Below are 14,412 nucleotides of genomic sequence, written 5' to 3' on the forward strand. Positions count from 1 at the left end.
CTATAAAAACTTTTGCAGAAAGCATCGGCTTTCGAAAAAGTTTTTAGTCGTGCGCGAGAGCGCACAGTTATATAAACGAGTTTGCAACGCAAACTCGAAATACGAAACGACGGCGCTATTTCAGCCGGCGCTTCGTAACAACTCCTATAAAAACTTTTGCAGAAAGCATCAGCTTTCGAAAAAGTTTTTAGTCGTGCGCGTACTCGCAACAAGCGCGTCAGCGCGAAGTTTCGAGCGGAGCGCACACGTTAGATAAACGAGTTTGCAACGCAAACTCGAAATACGAAACGACGGCGCTATTTCAGCCGGCGTTTCGTAACAACTCATCCCATCGAAAATTGTCTGATTTTACAGACTACCATACTCTATTATCGGACGATTTTGTAAATTTGATTATACCGAAAGATATTATATTTTGAGATACGCGCTTTGTCAAATCGCTCGCGGGCAAGCGTTGCGGACAACCGTCATGGACAATTGAAGTTTTTCCGCAGTCGCTTACCTCGTAGATAAAAGGGAACTCAATGCAACTGCGTTCTACTTTTCCATCACGGTAAGCTTACAGTCCGATGATGTGTTCCTTGACTCCACAGCCGATAGTAACTGCCGTTTGTGTCGGCAAGCAGCGCATCGTGTGTACCCGCTTGTATGATCTCACCGTTTTTAAATACCAATATCCGATCGGCGGAGCGTATCGTGCTTAAATGATGTGCAATAACGAGCACCGTTCTGTGTGCGGCAAGTTCTGAAATCGCTTCCTGTATCAGCGCTTCGTTGACAGGATCGACATTGCTCGTCATTTCATCGAGGAGCAAAATGGGACTGTCCTTTAGAAAAGCGCGTGCGATGGAAATCCGCTGTTTTTGTCCGCCCGAAAGACCTGCGCCGCTTTCGCCGATACGCGTCCTATAACCGTCGCTCAGCGACATGATAAAATCGTGAATGCGCGCTTTTTTTGCCGCCGCAACAACCTCCGCTTCCGTTGCATCGGCCTTTCCGAGCCGGATATTTCCTTCGATAGTGTCCGCAAAAAGCTGTGTGTTTTGCATCACAATACTGACGGAAGAAAGCAGTTCGTCATAGCTCATATTGCGAATATCGGTATTTCCGATTTTGACGGTACCCGTAGCTGCATCCCAAAAACGAAGCAGCAGATTGGTTACCGTTGTTTTCCCCGAACCGGATTCTCCTACCAGCGCGGTGAGCGTATGTTCCGGCGTATGAAAAGAAATATCTTTCAGTGCAAAGCCGTCCGCTTCGTATGCAAAGCCGACCTTATCAAAGGTAACGGAAAATCCGTCCGGTTTTTCAGGCTCGGCAATTTCGATTACCGCAGGCGCTTCCGTGATTTTTTTGATACGCCGAAAGCTGTCCGCCGCTTTTAAGTAATTCGCCCAGTGCATTTCCATTGCGACAAAAGGCTTATAAAATTCTCTGCTTAAAACGATAAAAATCAAATATTCCGCTATCGACAACGATTTGCGTACAGTAAAGATAATGCCTGCCAAAGCCGTGAGCCAAAAAGCAAAATCGATAAAAAAGCCGTATACGGACAACACAGCCGCCTTGTTTTTAGAAGCATTTTTGCTGTGCGCGCCGAAGTCCTTCGTTGCCGCGGCAAGTCTTTCATCGAATTGCTTGCTTTCGGAAAAGGCTTTTAAAAGCGGAATACCCTTTACATATTCTACAAAGAGGCTCACCATATCGGCAAGACTGTTGCCTGTTTTTTCTTCAAGCATATCGGCTTTTTTTAATGCATGTGAAAGAAACAAAAGCGCAAACGGAAGAATGCCGAGCATAATCAGCGTCATAGCCGCATTTACGGAAAAAAGAAAGACAAGCAAAAGCAGTGACACAATAAAATCGGCGCACATCCGTGTCCATACATGCGCGACAATCATTTCCATATTGTCTACATCCCTATGGATAATCGTACCGATTTCTCCGAGCCGTTCGTTCGTATAAAAACCGAGCGAAAACGTTTTTAAGCGGTAAATGATTTTCGTCCTGATTTCGTACACAAGGTCAAAGCCCGCAAAATGTTTTTGCATATCCGCAATCATATTGCTGCCTCCCTTAATGAAAAGACACAGCGTAAGCAGCAGCCAATAGCCGTACAATCTTGCATTTCCCGTAAAAATCGCTTCCATCGCACGCAGCGTTAAAAGCATCATCGCCGTCCCCGACAACGCATACACGGTAAAACATACAATGCTGAACAAAAGTGAGCGCTTCCCCTTGCCGGTAAGCGTATTCCATATTTCTTTGATCATAGCGGTACCCCTTCTTTTATATTCCAGTGATCCACTCTATTTTGCTCGCTCACCATTTTTTGATAGAGCGCGCAGCGACGCATCAATTCTCTGTGCGTTCCGCTGTCGATGACCGCGCCCGCGTCCATTACGATAATTTGATCCGCATTTTGAATCGTATTCAAATGATGTGCAATTGTAATGACGGTTTTATCGCGGCTTAATGTTTCAATCGCGTCCTGTATTGCCGCTTCATTTTCGGCATCAACGGCGGCTGTCGCTTCGTCCAAAATGATGATCGGTGCATCCTTCAAAATCATCCGGGCAATCGAAATGCGCTGTTTTTCTCCGCCGGAAAACTTTACGCCCGCTTCCCCTGCAGCCGTATCGTAGCCTTTCGGCAACGACACGATAAAATCGTGAATGCGCGCTTTTTTTGCAGCTTCGATAATTTCATCTTTCGATGCGCACGGTTTTCCGATGCGAATATTTTCTTCTATGTTCAAATTGAACAAAAACGTTTCTTGCTGCACGATAGAAAAAAGCGAATTGACCTGTTTGTCCGAAAGGCTTTGCATATCCGTCCCGCCGATTCGAATGCTCCCGCTGTCCGGCTGCCAAAAGCCCATCAAAAGATTTGCAAGCGTCGTTTTGCCGCAGCCCGAAGAACCGACCAGCGCATTTTTACTTCCTTTTTTGAACGTCAGACAGATGTGCTTTAAAGTTTTTTGTGTGCCCTTGTATGAAAAATCTACCGCATTTATTTCTATATCGCCGTTTGGCACACTTGCATCGGAAACGGTATTCGACTCGGATGCTGCCGGATTTTTTTTCTCTGCTGCCGGAAACTTTACGTGCGCATCCGATGCGGATTTTTTTTCGAGAGGAGCGACATTGAGGATAGAGCCGATCCCCGCCATTGCCTGATTAAATACCACGCCGTAGTGCTGGAAGGTTGCCGTTTTTGCAACGGAAGAAGTAAAGGCTGCCCCAAAAATAACGCAGAGAATAAAACGCGCAGCAGACAGTGAACCTGAAGCCGACAGCCATATTCCGAAAATTATGACGAGGACAACGCCGGATTCCATAAAAAGATCTATCAACCCCATCGGTACGCTTATCCCCGTCATCGATTTTTTTACCCAATACACATAGTCTTTCGCCGAGCGGATTGTTTTTTCGGTTTTGCGCTCCTCTTTGCCGAACGCCTTTATCACGGAAATATTCGAAACATATTCCATGAGGTTTTCCTGCATTTCCTTTGTGCTTTGCGCAAAAATTTTAAAGTTTTTTTTCCACAACGGAGCGGACACGAGTTGCACAAATCCCATAAGAGGAATGCCCGCAATCATTAAAAGCGCAAGGCGCCATTCGATAAAAAGCATAACGGCAAAAATCAGTGCAGGCAGCAGCAGCGCCGCCGTAATTTCCGGTAAGCCGTGCGCCAGATACACTTCTACCTGCTCTACATCGTGTTCAACGATATTTGTAAGGTCGCCGGTTTTGCGCTCTTGAAAAAATCCCAAGGGCAGCTTTTTCAAGTGTTCGATAATCCGCATCCGCAAATCCGTCAGCGCATTGTATGCGGCCTCGTGCGCCTTCCATACAGCAAGATATCCGCATGCAGCTTTTAAAACAAAACATGCCAGCATTGCACCCGCATCGAACGCAATAAGCAAAAGCGAAAGCCGTTCCGAAAACGCCGAAGCGATCAAATGAATAATCAGCGCCTGCGGAATAAGATCGAGCGCAATTTTAAAACAGAGCGCAATATTGGAAATCCTGTTTTTTGCTTTTACTTGACGGACAAGTTTTTTTTGCTCCAACATATTCATCCTCCATAATTTTTCATTCATTGTATTTTAAATACCGAATATATATTCAGTTTTAAACAAAATAAAAAAACGGTTAAAAAAAATACCGTTTTTCAGAGCGAGTTTACCCCTTCATAATAGCATTGCGTTACGAGGCGCAGCAGTTCTTTTGCTCTTTCCTGCGTTTTGTAATGGCGCGCAACTTCCAAAAGACTCTCGGTAAAATTGGACGCAAGAATATGAATGAGCATATTATGATAAACACGCTTCGTTTTTTTGGAAAGCTCACGCTTTATATGGGCGCCGAGGGAAGCAATCATTTCCCCTTTTGCGTTTTCGTATTTTGTCCCGCAGCTTTTATCCATCAAGATGACAAAAACCTTGTGGTGTTTCAACAGCTCCAGCAGATAGCCCTCGGCAATATTTTCATATCGTTCGGAGGGTAAACCCCTTGCCGCTTCTTCTTCCTTAATGATCCGCTGAAAATCGACAGGAACGGATGCGGCGATTTTTTCAAACAACTCTTTTTTATTTTTAAAATAAGTATAAATAAGGCCCACAGGGATGTCCGCTTTTTCCGCAATGTCCTGCATTTTTGCGCTGCGGAAGTCTTTTTCGTAGAAAACTTCAATTCCGGCGTGAAAAATGCGGTCGTAGATTTCTTCTTTTAGAACTTGCGGCATTGTAAAGCGCTCCGTTCAAAACAGAATTAATATTCAGTATTAAATTACACTTTTTTCCAGATACTGTCAAGAGCTTATCGCATAGAATTCACAGCTTCAGTATGAAAATCGCTAAAGATAGTTCTTCGAGATGTCCTTTACCCTAATAAAACCGTCGCAAAATTCTTGAACGAAAAGCCGCAGCGCGGTACAATACGACAGACGATGCTGATTAACGGCACAGTCCGGCAAGGAGCATTCGATATGGCAAGCATTCAATATAAACTTACAAAATTTTTATTTAAGAGTCTTGTGCGCCCGATGATGAAAAAAGCCGCCGCCGACCCTGAAAAATTTCTTCAAGAACAGTATAAAGCACGGCAAAAAAAGAAACTCGCGCTTTCGGATCTTCACAAAAAATACGACTTCGATGAAAAGACGGCAGGCGGAATCCCGTATTACGCCGTACACAGCCGCGATAAAAATTGCTGCGGTACCGGCGCGCAAAAAAAGCTCGTGCTGTACTTTTTCGGCGGCGGCTTTGTCATGTCAGGCGATGCCGGCGATTTCGATTTTGCGCAGGATATGGCCGATCAAACGGGAGCCGACGTGTGGATCGTATGGTACAAACTTTTCCCCGAAACGACGGGCAAAGAGCTTATCGAATCGATTATCGGCGTTTATAAAGAAGCGCTCGGCTTATACGAGGCCAAGGACATCGCCTTTTTCGGTCTGTCGTCCGGCGGCTCTTTGTGCCTCGACATTTGCGCGTACATTACCGAGCAAAAAATCGCCCTTCCGCTTCCGGGCAAACTCATTCCGTTTTCGGCTACGATCCAAATGCCGCCGACAAGTGCGCAGCTTGACGATATGAAGCGCATCGCAAAAAAAGATGCGATGTTTACTGCAGAATATGTTGAGGCCGCATCAAAGATGATGTCGCTCTGCGGCGCGCTCGGTTTTTTAGGGAATTCCGTCGCATACAGCTGGAGAGGATTTCCGCGCATAGCGGCGTTTTACGGAACGGACGAAATCTATTATGCCGAACTCGACGCCTTTAAGCAAAAATGCGAAGCGGACGGCGTTGCACTCGAAACCCATATCGGAAAAGGCATGATGCACACGTGGGCTGCCGCGCCCTGGCTTCCCGAAGCGAAAGAAGCGCGCAAGATCATCTATTCTTATGTAAAAGAAAACTGAATCATATTTGCCCGAGCTTTTCCAACTCGCTTGCGATATCACCGTTTACGCAAATCGTGCGGCTGCGGATTTGGTGCGGGCAAAGCTTTCGCCCTGCCCTTCAGTTCCGCGGTTTTATAAACGAAAAAAAGCGATGAGATGCGGAATCGCGGGCTTGATTCAACGGTTTTTTATACTTCTGTAATTTGTCATGCTCAGGCGGATATGCCGTCAGTATGAGATTGCCGTTCACATATTCTCCCAAAAACACATCGCTGTATTTTTCCAATCCCTGTTTTTTAATTTCTTCAATCAGCCATTCTTCATCCTTGCCTATCACGTCCAGAATATCCTCTTGCAGCTGCCCGTCTGTTATCAGCGGGAACTTCGGGTTGGCTTCTCCGTGATGTATAACGATCAATTGACCGTTTTGCTCCACAAAAGCTCTTTTTACGTCTTTTGTCGAATAAACATTTTTTGTTCGCAGCTTAAAAGAAATATCATGAGCGGATAAACCCGCCTTTTCACAATTTTCAATATTGATTTTACCGTCATCGATAATTATTAATGCTTTCCCGTCTATGACCTGTTTCGCTTTTACATTATGCGTTTTGATCCATTTCAAAGTCAATATAAGCACACACCAAATACATAAAACGCCTATATAATCCAATAATCGAATATTATTATTATAAATCACGCCGCCGATAATACCGCCGAGCACGTAATTCTGCACTTGATCACTGGCAGATGAAGGTGCCAAATTTCCCTTTCCCGAAATATTTATTATCATTATCAAAGCAAAAAAACCGATTAATAATTTTATTGCCACTAAAACAAATCCGTTCATAATTTCCCCGCGGTATCCGTATTTTTCTCCGAACCGCACTCTATCACAATCATTGCATCTTTTCCAGTACGCTTCCTATGTCACCGTCTATGCATATCGAGCGCTCGCGGATTTCGTCGGGACAGAGCGCTTCGCCGTAATTGATGCACGCGTAAAGCGAACGCGGGTTGTCGGCGCACATGCGCCAAAACGGATATTTGATAATGCCGGGCGTATTCGAACCGACGCCCAATTCCAAAAAGAGGATTTTTTCGTTTTTATGCGCCGCGATAAAGTTGCCGTAGCGTTCGGAGGCTTCGTGCCAGCCCTCGTCTTCCACGAAAGTCGAATCGCTTCGAAGGTTCATCGACATCGGTTTTCCGCATCTCGGACAGTACGGGATCAAATCGGACGGAATGCGCATGTCTTTTTGCGTTTCGACCATTTTGCGGACGGCCTCTTCGTTGTTGTAGGTTTTGTCGTGGCAGGGAACGGAACACTGCCATAAGCCGTAATCGCCCTGCGTGTAAAAGAGCCGCGTCTTATCAAAGCCCGCTTTTTGAAAGCAGTGATCGACGTTCGTCGTCAGCACAAAATAATTTTTACCGGCCGTCAGCTTACGCAGATTTTCGTAAACCGCTTTCGGCGCGTCGGTGTAGCGGTTTATCATAATATAACGGCTCCAGTACGCCCAAAATTCTTCGAGCGTTTTAAACGGATAAAATCCGCCCGAATACATATCGGTAAAGCCGTACTTTGCGCGAAAGTCCGAAAAATATTTTTCAAAGCGATCGCCCGAATAGGTAAATCCCGCCGAAGTCGAAAGACCCGCCCCCGCTCCGATGAGCAGTGCATCCGCTTTGGAAAGCGCTTCGTTCAGCCGCTCAATGAGCGGTAAAGATTCATTTGTAAATTCCATAATCTTTTCCAGAATCTTTTTCTATAAAAAATTTAACAAGCCTGCATGCTGTTTTTTCACCTTTTCTTTTTTTCATTTTGCAGTCAGCCTGTTAAAATGAATATCCATCAGAACCTCTCCGTACTTCTTATACAAAAACAGCACAAAAATCTAGTGTTTTCTACGGTATGTACTTTAGCGATGTATTGCAGCGGTGTTATCAACGACAATAACCGCAAATCTCCGCGGACGGCTGAAAAATAAACACGACTGCTTGCTGCCAATTGAACAATATACGGCGTATACGCGGCACAGCATCATTACAAGTGTGCTTGATTATCTAACGATTGACAGTTCGCCGCACGTTATGAGAAAATCAAATCGGTCAAAAGGGTATCGGAAAATTTGGGCAGCACAAGAGCACTTTGCTCTAAGTTATATATTGAGAGAGATAGATGAGACTGTGGCATCAAGATATGATCAGCGAACTCCCGCGGCAACAACTGTTGGGACAACATAGGGAGTGTTGTGCATTGCGCGGAAACGGCTGGGGCAGGCCGCATGCAACTGTCAATTATGTTTTTCGTTATTCACCCTATCTGCTTTATTGTTATCACCGGCTCATTATGGCAGAGATGAATCGGCGAGGCTACAGGGTCAGTCCCGAATGGTTGGACAAAGACTATCGCGGCAGGAGATGTCCGGCATATAATAATTTAGCGGTCATCGAAGTACCCAATCCCATATATACCGAACATGATGATCGCTATTATCGAGCCTGTCTCAAGAATTTGGAAACCAAGGGAATTCATTTGGATTACTATTGTGGGGCTCCATTATAAAAAGAAAGTCATTGTTCATCGTTTTTTTTCTCCGGAGGTTTCCCTCACTGCGTTCGGGCCGCTACGTCCGCTGTTCCGCTTTCGCTCCATTCCTCCACTTCGTTCCGGAACGCCTTCGGCGCAGCTCCCATCGCTAACCCTTTCAATATCTTTTTTTGCTCTTACAGCAACAAAGCTCTTTAAACAAGAATCTACCGAATCAATCTTCTAAACCAAGCATCCAAAAAATTCATTTGTTTTTCAGTATGAAACCGATGCTCTCCGTCAGCAAAAACCGTTAAGTCCGCGTGTATTTTATGTGCAAAACTTGTCATCGTTTCCACGGAAGTCATATCGTCTTTTGCTCCGTACAGAATGCAGGCAGGAGCATTCCATGTTATGGGATTCTTTCTGACAAAAGAAAGATATTCCCACGATAAGACTTCGCCGAACTGAATGTTGATGACTTTTTTCAGTCTAAGTTCTTCTTCAGATACCCTTGCCCTTTTCATCATATGTAAAATTACGTTTTCCATATCGACAATGGGCGAAATAAACAGCGCTTTTTTGATCGGCTTTTTCGATAAGGACAACATAGAAAAGTAAGCCCCTATGCTGTTTGCAATCAATAAGATTTCATTATATTTCGGAATAAGGGAATCAAAATAGTTTTGAAATTCTTCACCGGCCAGCCAAGGTAATTCCGATTTATAATCAAAACCTGTAACGTCATAAGCGTCATTAAAAAACTTTTTATAATGATCGGCTTCATCTATGGAACCGTCTTTTCCGTGCACATATATAACAGCGTTTTTCATTCAAATGCCTCTGCAAAATTCAAAGACAACTTCTTCCGTATTCTAAACGAAATAAAGATTGCGCTCAATACTTGTAACCGTATCTATTTAGGATCACCTCGTTTCGTACGGCTATATAGCCGGAACCGGAATTATGGGCATCTCTGAAAGCTCGGTCAGATTTTTAGAGGTGCTGTCGAAATTATATAAAAAATTGCTTGCATAACAAGCGCTCCGAATGTTACACTGTGCGCTATGCCCGAACTCGACATACATGCATTAAAAACGGAACTCAACCCCGAACAGCTGCGCGCCGTCACGACGATCGCAGGTCCTATTTTGATCATCGCCGGAGCGGGAAGCGGTAAAACGAGAGTCATCACGTACCGCATCGCCCACATGCTCGATGAAGGCATTCCGCAAAGCGCGATCCTTGCGCTGACCTTTACGAATAAAGCCGCGCGCGAAATGGAAGAGCGTGTCAAATCGTTGACGGGCAAAAAACTGCAAAACCTCACGGTATCCACGTTTCACGCATTCGGCGTGCGCATCCTCAGGCAGGACATCGACAAATTGGGCTGGCGGGAAAATTTTTCGATTTACGACGAAACCGACAAAGCCTCCCTTATCAAAGAAAGCGCGCGGGAACTGCAATTCACATCCGATGCGCTCGACTTATACAAAATCGCAAACCTTTTTTCAAACATAAAAACCGGGCGAAAAAATTGGGAGACGGCAAACGATATGTACCGCGCGCTCTACGAATCGTACGAGCAGGGATTGAAGCTGTACAACGCGGTCGACTTCGATGATCTCATCATGCTGCCGATCTGCCTGTTCCATGAACACCCCGACGTGCTCGCAAAATACAGAGCACGCTACACGTACATCATGGTCGACGAATTTCAGGACACAAGCCGGCAGCAGTACGAGCTCATGCGTCTTCTTGCCGATAAAAACATTGCAGTCGTCGGAGACGACGATCAGTCGATCTACAGCTGGAGAGGCGCCGATTATCAAAACATCGTACAGTTCGAAAAAGATTTTCCGGGTGTCAAGGAAATCCGCCTCGAGCAAAACTACCGTTCGACCGAAACGATTTTAAGCGCGGCGAACGGCGTCATATCGCACAACACGAACCGCAAAGACAAAAAGCTGTGGAGCGGCAACGGTTCGGGAAAGCCTATCGAACTCTTTATGCCGGAAAACGAAAGCGCCGAAGCGGATTTTATCGCTGAAAGCATTCAAGGCATTGCGATGGAAGAGAGGCGCACATACGACGATTTCGGCATACTCATGCGCGCAAACTCGCAGAGCCGCGCGATCGAAGAAGCCCTGCTCCAAGCGAACATTCCCTATACGATGAGCGGCGGCACGAGTTTTTTCGAACGGCTCGAAATAAAAGATATCGTAAGCTATCTGCGCGTCGCGGCAAATCAAAGCGACGACATCAATCTGCTTCGGATCATCAATACGCCGCGGCGGGGCATCGGACGGAGTACGATTTCGGCAATAAACGAAACGGCCAAGCAAAATGCGAGCACGCTGTGGGATGCGATCCGCTATCTGCAAAAAGATCCCGCAGGAGCGCTTTCCGATTCGGCAAAAAAATCGCTCGGAGAATTTATCGATACGATCGAAGGTGCGAGGGCGAAGCTTTTCGGCGGTCGGGGGCTTGCAAACAAAGTGCGCGAACTCATCGACGACGTGCAGTACCGCGACTACATCATCGGCGAATTTCAAAAAAACGAAAAAGCGGTGCGCTTTAAGCTGCAGAATATCGAAACCCTGCTCATGTCTATCGAAACGTGGGAAAACAATCCCGACAATTTCGATCCGAGTCTGTTCAATTATTTGAACCGCATTACGCTTTTGAGCCGCGACGACATCGAAGACGACGGCGGCAAAGGCAAAGTCAATTTGATGACGATCCACGCGTCGAAAGGCCTCGAATTTCCCGTCGTATTTATCGCCGGAGCGGAAGAAGGGCTTATGCCGCACGCGCGTTCGGTCGAAGAAACGGACGGAGGTGTCGAAGAAGAACGCAGACTTTTTTACGTCGCGATTACGCGCGCACGGGACAAATTATTGATTACGTCGTGCCAAAAGCGGAGGCGCATGCAGGCGACGGTCGAATGCACGCCCTCGCGTTTTCTCGAAGAGATACCGGAAAATCTCGTCGAATATCACGAAGTAAAAAAAACGGAGCCGGTGAGCGAAGATAAAGCGCACGATTATTTTGCCGACATGCTGAAAAAGCTCAAAAGCTGAAATCTCAGGCGGTGCAGCGTGTGCAATACGCGGGAACGAACCGGCGTGCGTGCGGCGTGTACGCTCGCGCGCCTGCAGCACACACGGGAGCACGCGATTCGTATGAGCGGGAGTCCCATGTGCGAAACGGTCGCTCACCGGCGGAAACTCCGTCGTTCGCCGCGGCGCAAATAGGGCACATCTTCTACAATTCGGACGGCGGCGTTATGCGGTAGAGTTCGACATTCGCGTCTTGAAAATTCGACGAACACAGATACTTACCGTCGCTTGAAATGCCGAGCCCCGTCGGCTGATTGCCGCCTTCCACCTCCTGCACGATTTTCCACGAGTCGATATCGATGACGGAAAGCCTGCCGTTGACAGGGCTGCGTTTCGTGTAATCTTCGGGATCGTTCGGTCCGCGGGAAGAAACGAAAAGATAGCTGCCGTAAAGGGCTATCGTATTCGGATTGGAAAAAACGCGTATCGAACGCGCAATCGTAAATTTTATTAAATCGATTTCATATACCGAACAGTGATACATATCGCTCACATAGGCTTTCGTTTCGTCGGCACTTATAACGATATGGCGCATCGCCCCTTTTTCTTTTTCGATCGCTTGTATGAGAGAGCCCGATTCGGTATCGAATTTTTGAATGACACCGCCGCCGAAACACAAAACGATGAGAGAGGCGCCGCCTGAAGTAAACGCCGTTCCGCGAGGCTCTCTTCCCGTCTTGAGCGTACGCACGAGGCTTCCCGTTTCGTAGTCGATGAGGCTTACGGTATTCGACACCCAATTCGAAACGGCAAGCATATTTTTTTCCCTCGACCACGAAATGAATTTCGGCCAGACGCCGAGCGTTTTGATTTCCCTTCGGTACGCAAAACCCGGCCACGCGTATTCGTAGATATAACCGGTCGTCATCTGCGAAATAAAAAACGCGTTTTTTGCGGCGACGAACAGAGCTTCGGCAAAACCTTTTTGCGCCGAACGCGGGGGATAAATCGTACGCACACTTTGATCGCCGGTCTGTACAATTTGAAATCCTGCATCGTCGAGGAGCGGCAGGGCTATGCAGCTTCCGTCGGGAGAAAAGACGACCTGCTTCGGCTGCTTTCCGCACGAAACGGTATGCAGTTTTGTGAGGATCGGAGGCTCCTGCGGTTTTGCACTTTCTCCGGCAGCGAAAGACACGGCGCACAATAAAACCGAAAGCGAAAAAATCATCCGCACTTTTTTGGTCGCCATGTACCCTCGCTCACACGCGGTATTTTATTTTTTTGCCGGTGCCTTCGTAATATTTTTTTCGAAGCTCCGTCACCGTATCGTCTGCGATATAGTCGTCGAAGTTCATCATGCGGTCGATGACGCCGTTCGGCGTGATTTCGACGATACGGTTTGCGATCGACGAAATGAATTCGTGATCGTGGCTGTTGAACAGCACAACGCCCGGAAAATCTTCAAGCGCGTTGTTGAGACTTTCGATCGCTTCCAAATCCAAATGGTTTGTCGGATCGTCGAATATGAGCACGTTCGCATTTTGCAGCATCATCTTCGAAAGCATGCACCTCACTTTTTCGCCGCCGGAAAGCACTTTGACCGGCTTCAGCGATTCATCGCCGCTGAAGAGCATCCTGCCTAAAAAACCGCGCACGTAAGCATCGTCCTGTTCTTTCGAATACTGTTTGAGCCATTCGGTGATCGTCAAATCGTTTTCAAAATAGCCGGTCGTGTCGCGCGGCAAGTAGGAATAACTCGTCGTCTGCCCCCAAAACACTTCGCCCGAATCAGCCTTTTTTTCGCCTGCGATGATGTCGAAAAACGCCGAAATGGAATTGTGTTCGATGCCGACGAAAGCGACTTTATCGGTGCGGTTTACGATGAGCGAAAAATCTTTCAAAAGCTCGACAGCGTCGGCAGCGTAATTGAGCTTTTTCACTTCGAGCGTGTTGTTGCCGATGGCGCGCTCTTGGGCAAAGTGAATGTACGGAAATTTTCTGCTCGTGACGGGAAGCTCTTCGAGGGCAAGCTTATCGAGCACTTTTTTGCGGCTCGTCGCTTGCCGGCTTTTCGCCGCGTTCGACGCAAAGCGCTGAATAAATTCTCTCAAGTCCGCCATCTTGTCTTCGCGCCGTCTCGCTTGATCTTTCGCCTGCTTTTGCAGCATTTGGCTCATCTGATACCAAAAATCGTAATTGCCGGAAAACTGCGTGATCTTTCCGTAATCGATATCGCAGACGACCGTACACACCGTATTGAGAAAGTGGCGGTCGTGGCTGACGACGATGACGATGTTTTCAAAGTCGAGCAAAAAATTTTCGAGCCACGTAATCGATTCGATATCGAGACCGTTCGTCGGTTCGTCGAGCAGCAGTATGTCGGGATTTCCGAAAATCGCCTGCGCGAGGAGGACGCGCACTTTTTGGCTTTCGTCCAAATCGCGCATCGCTTTGTCATGATATTCTTCTTCGAGACCGAGGCCGGAAAGCATCTGTTCGATTTGATTTTCCGCTTCGTAGCCGCCGAGTTCGCCGAACTCCGCTTCGAGTTCCGACGCTTTGATACCGTCTTCTTCGGAAAAATCCGCTTTCGCGTAGATTTCGTCCCGCGCCTTCGTGCATTCGTAGAGTTTCGGATAACCCATCATCACCGTTTCTTTGACGGAATAATCGTCGAACGCAAAGTGGTTTTGCTGCAAAACGGCCATACGCTTTCCCTGCGCCATAGCTATGGTGCCGGTATCGTGTTCGAGTTCTCCCGAAAGCACTTTCAAAAAAGTCGATTTTCCGGCTCCGTTCGCGCCGATAATGCCGTAGCAGTTGCCCGGCGTAAATTTCACATTGACGTCTTTAAACAGCGGCTTGTCGCCGAATTTGACACTGACATCGGATACGGTTATCACTCAC

The 14,412-nt window shown here is 46.9% G+C and carries 11 protein-coding genes; 3 read left to right on the forward strand and 8 right to left on the reverse strand.

The genetic code is table 11. The features are described 5' to 3' along the window. Positions 1 to 548: 548 nt before the first annotated feature. The 3 genes from JSQ97_RS00490 to JSQ97_RS00500 form a co-directional block, all read right to left on the reverse strand. Positions 549 to 2,273, reverse strand: a complete 1,725-nt coding sequence (locus tag JSQ97_RS00490) for an ABC transporter ATP-binding protein (protein WP_205074222.1) — start codon at positions 2,271 to 2,273, stop codon at positions 549 to 551. Further along, positions 2,270 to 4,081 (reverse strand): ABC transporter ATP-binding protein, encoded by a 1,812-nt coding sequence (locus tag JSQ97_RS00495; RefSeq protein ID WP_486389574.1) that lies wholly within the window; start codon positions 4,079 to 4,081, stop codon positions 2,270 to 2,272. The genes JSQ97_RS00490 and JSQ97_RS00495 overlap by 4 nt, the downstream gene beginning before the upstream one ends. A 98-nt stretch (positions 4,082 to 4,179) precedes the next feature. Further along, positions 4,180 to 4,749 carry a TetR/AcrR family transcriptional regulator gene (locus tag JSQ97_RS00500; protein WP_205074223.1) on the reverse strand — a complete coding sequence of 190 codons (570 nt, stop codon included), beginning with the start codon at positions 4,747 to 4,749 and terminating at the stop codon, positions 4,180 to 4,182. A 243-nt stretch (positions 4,750 to 4,992) separates the two neighbouring features. Here JSQ97_RS00500 and JSQ97_RS00505 point away from each other — a divergent pair, with 243 nt between their 5' ends. Further along, complete coding sequence (locus JSQ97_RS00505; protein ID WP_205074224.1) at positions 4,993 to 5,928, forward strand: alpha/beta hydrolase; 936 nt, start codon at positions 4,993 to 4,995, stop codon at positions 5,926 to 5,928. A gap of 100 nt (positions 5,929 to 6,028) precedes the next feature. Here the strand turns inward: JSQ97_RS00505 and JSQ97_RS00510 are convergent, their stop codons facing one another. Together JSQ97_RS00510 and JSQ97_RS00515 are read right to left on the reverse strand one after the other, a co-directional pair. Next, positions 6,029 to 6,757 (reverse strand): DUF421 domain-containing protein, encoded by a 729-nt coding sequence (locus tag JSQ97_RS00510; RefSeq protein WP_205074225.1) that lies wholly within the window; start codon positions 6,755 to 6,757, stop codon positions 6,029 to 6,031. 49 nt (positions 6,758 to 6,806) lie between these two features. Then, on the reverse strand, positions 6,807 to 7,655 hold the full coding sequence (locus JSQ97_RS00515) for an SIR2 family NAD-dependent protein deacylase (protein ID WP_205074226.1): 849 nt from the start codon (positions 7,653 to 7,655) through the stop codon (positions 6,807 to 6,809). Between the two features lie 434 nt (positions 7,656 to 8,089). Here JSQ97_RS00515 and JSQ97_RS00520 point away from each other — a divergent pair, with 434 nt between their 5' ends. Next, positions 8,090 to 8,476: a TIGR02328 family protein gene (locus JSQ97_RS00520; RefSeq protein WP_205074227.1), complete on the forward strand. Its 387-nt coding sequence runs from the start codon at positions 8,090 to 8,092 to the stop codon at positions 8,474 to 8,476. Positions 8,477 to 8,667: 191 nt separating this feature from the next. Here JSQ97_RS00520 and JSQ97_RS00525 read toward each other — a convergent pair whose 3' ends face one another. Beyond that, on the reverse strand, positions 8,668 to 9,273 hold the full coding sequence (locus tag JSQ97_RS00525; protein WP_205074228.1) for an alpha/beta hydrolase: 606 nt from the start codon (positions 9,271 to 9,273) through the stop codon (positions 8,668 to 8,670). 234 nt (positions 9,274 to 9,507) lie between these two features. Here JSQ97_RS00525 and JSQ97_RS00530 point away from each other — a divergent pair, with 234 nt between their 5' ends. Beyond that, complete coding sequence (locus tag JSQ97_RS00530) at positions 9,508 to 11,523, forward strand: ATP-dependent helicase (RefSeq protein ID WP_205074229.1); 2,016 nt, start codon at positions 9,508 to 9,510, stop codon at positions 11,521 to 11,523. A 184-nt stretch (positions 11,524 to 11,707) separates the two neighbouring features. On the opposite strand, the gene JSQ97_RS00535 is transcribed toward JSQ97_RS00530, so the two are convergent. After that, positions 11,708 to 12,754 carry a YncE family protein gene (locus tag JSQ97_RS00535; protein ID WP_205074230.1) on the reverse strand — a complete coding sequence of 349 codons (1,047 nt, stop codon included), beginning with the start codon at positions 12,752 to 12,754 and terminating at the stop codon, positions 11,708 to 11,710. A 10-nt stretch (positions 12,755 to 12,764) separates the two neighbouring features. Next, complete coding sequence (locus tag JSQ97_RS00540) at positions 12,765 to 14,408, reverse strand: ABC-F family ATP-binding cassette domain-containing protein (protein ID WP_205074231.1); 1,644 nt, start codon at positions 14,406 to 14,408, stop codon at positions 12,765 to 12,767. Positions 14,409 to 14,412 lie beyond the last annotated feature (4 nt).

Origin of the sequence: Treponema sp. Marseille-Q4523 (assembly GCF_016901105.1) — a bacterium.
Taxonomy (GTDB): Bacteria; Spirochaetota; Spirochaetia; order Treponematales; family Treponemataceae; genus Treponema_D.